Here is a 2,859-nt window from a genome sequence, read left to right as displayed (position 1 = left end):
CATCTTGCAGAAAAAGACTGTCGGAATTGCCTTTGATTTGCGGCCGCCATTTAGACGGGATCCAGTCCCAGCTGCTGGTGTGAAACTCCGCCTGCTCGCTCAGGACGTGGTAAATGCTGTCGATGTCTTTTTGTTTGGGTCCGTAGAAGGAGGTCATAAACCGCGCAGAAGCGTCGGCAGGTGTTACATTTTTGTTATTCCAACCTGCTGACGCACCCGTCGCATAGCCCAGCCAGAATGTTTCCGGGTGCAAACCTGCATCCGCCCAGCCTGCGATGATCACGCCCATAAATGAGGACAGATTGTCTTTAAATGCAGTTCCGATTTCCTTCATCATTCCACCAACACGCCCAGACGAGCGGTCGCTGCCGTCGGCCATTACCTGATTCTTGGTGTGTAATGGGTAATAGTTCGGAAAAATGGGTTCTGCGCCTTGTGTGGCAGTGTACACCGTTTGCCGGATCCCGTGCTTTTTATAATCCGCCGCAATGGATTTGCTGTAAACCCCATTTACCAAATGCGAAGGCAATGCTGTAATATCCTCTCTTCTCAACGGGAATTCACCCCAGAAAAAAACGGTGCGGCCCTGTTCGTGCAGGCGATCGGCCATTTTCTTGATAAACCAGGCCAATAACCGCCCGTTTCCGCCCAGACTATCCGCCATCGCTTTCTCCGAAGGCGCTTTGCCGGTGTAGTAAGCCTCATCATTCGACAGCAATATGTATTTGCTTCCCTTACTCGCATTGATCAGCTCGCCGAACATGTTGTCGAGCAGCTTGTAAGTTTCAGGATTTGTTACTGAGAACTGATAGTTAATGTCATCGATCAGCCGCAACTTTCTGTATTCAGGGTGTTTTAAAATAAATGAAACGTGTGCCGGTGCGTCGAGGAAGGGTACCAGATCAATGTAATGTGCTTTGGCATAATCGGTTAATTCCTGATATTCCTGCGGGGTTAATGCGTAAGGTTCTACAATCGCGGGTGCGGACTTGTATTGAAAATGGCCTTCGAGCTTGATGGAAAATGCATTGATTTTGTAAGTAGAAGCCTGTTTGATAATGCGCTTTAATGCAGTCATTTTTTCTAAATGGTGCGCATCGTCCCAGTAAATCATCCTGACTTCCACATTCGGCCAGTCAGTGATTTCGCCCTCAGGGAGCTGTTTTTCTGTTTTTAGTAATTGTAAAAAGGTTTGGACTCCGTAATACAATCCTTGCTGTGCGTTGGCTGTAATGGTAATCGCGCCCGGTTTCAAACTAAGTCTGTAAGCCTGGTCAGCAAGGGCAATTCTGTTTGTATCCACCGTCGTGCCGATTTCAACAGAACCCTTTTTAATAATCAATTGAATCGCAGGTGATTTGCCGGCTGCATTGTTCCCGGCTACATTCAACGGAAAATTAGCCTCTTTCAAACCCTGCTGCAAGCTCGTCACTGATTGCGTCTTTGCCAGTGACGGATCAGCTACGATTTTCCAGTTTGAACCCAGTGGAAACCTTTTTTCAGTCAGCGCCATTTGCTGCGGCACAGGTAGTAGACCATAGCCGGGCCGGGTTTTTTGAGTAGTCGGTTTTTGCGAAGCGGGTGCCTGCGCGTGTGCTGCGAACTGGATCAAAAAGCAGCTAAAAATCAGCAGAAAGGTCTTCCGGTACATGCGATTCGTCTTCAAAACAGGAATAGTTAATGGGTTAAGTAAAAGAGTAACCAGCTCGCGCCAGCTACTCTTTTGTTCAGGTTTAATATAAAATGGGCTGCTCTTAATACCCCGTATTCTGCACAATCGCGGGCGTACTCGTGCTCACCACAAGCGTCGGGATCGGATATAAAAGCTGGTATTCTTTAATTGGCGTAGAAAGACCTACCGTAGGTTTGCCCGGGCCGGATAGTTTCGAATTCATTACTTCCATCGCACGACCAGTACGCAGCAGATCGAACCAACGGTGCCCTTCAAATGGCGATTCCAGTCTTTCCTCATTGTAAACTGCTGTTTTGAACGTTTCGTAAGTCAATCCGCTCAGGTCAGTCAGTCCCGCCCGTTTGCGCACGAGGTTGATCGCCGCATAAGCATCTGCATTCGGCGCTTTGCCGGCTTCGTTGATCGCCTCGGCGTAGTTCAGCAACACGTCAGCATACCGGACCACATACCAGTCTGCACCCGAGTCACCAAAGCCGCCGCCCGTTTCACGCTCCACATAGCCGCGCACGTATTTCGCTTCTACCATCGCCCCATTGAGCATATAACCGTCAGCGATATTGTTCCTGCGCACATCGCCTTTGGTATAAGCCGCGGCGATATCGTCGGTCGGTTGGTTGAAACCGTAAGCTCCACCGGAAGGTATCGTAATGCCTTCCGAGCCGGTAGGGGCAAAGTGATTGGGCAGGTTCGAGCCAAGACCATTTGCGCCGCCTTTGTACAATACCTGCAGGATAGCCTCGGGATTACCCTGCTGTCCGGCTTTGTACAAGTCCGAGTACACAGGCAGCAGGCTGTAAGTACCAGCTGTCACAACCTTCTTGAACTCTGCCACAGCCTCAGGGTATTTTTTCTGCGTGAGGTAAACTTGTCCCAGAAGACTTTGCGCCGCACCTTTTGTAATTCTTCCCACATTGGCATCATCGTAAGTGACAGGTACCAGTTCCTGTGCTTTGGCCAGGTCTGCTTCAATCTGCGCGTACACTTCCTGCACACTCGCACGGCCCACATTGTAGCTCGCATCAATATCTGTGACCGGTTCTGTTACCAGCGGCACACCGCCAAAAAGGCGTACGAGGTTGAAATAGGCAAGTGCCCGCATCGCAAGTGATTCTCCCGTGTATTGCTTTTTCATGTTGTCCGATACGGGGGAAGCGTCAATTCGGGCG

General features: G+C 49.9%; 2 protein-coding genes. Both read right to left on the bottom strand.

What is annotated here, in order from left to right; translation table 11 throughout:
* Positions 1-1,666: glycoside hydrolase family 20 zincin-like fold domain-containing protein (locus ACTIE6_RS09445; RefSeq protein WP_439556403.1), on the bottom strand; the 1,666-nt coding region annotated here is incomplete at its 3' end.
* An 88-nt stretch (positions 1,667-1,754) separates the two neighbouring features.
* The coding region (locus ACTIE6_RS09440; RefSeq protein ID WP_439556402.1) for a RagB/SusD family nutrient uptake outer membrane protein at positions 1,755-2,859 on the bottom strand (1,105 nt) is incomplete at its 5' end.

This window comes from Dyadobacter sp. (assembly GCF_051859145.1).
In the GTDB taxonomy this organism is placed as follows: domain Bacteria; phylum Bacteroidota; class Bacteroidia; order Cytophagales; family Spirosomataceae; genus Dyadobacter.
Note: the sequence above shows the minus strand (reverse complement) of the source record. Positions and strands in the feature narration are given on the sequence as shown.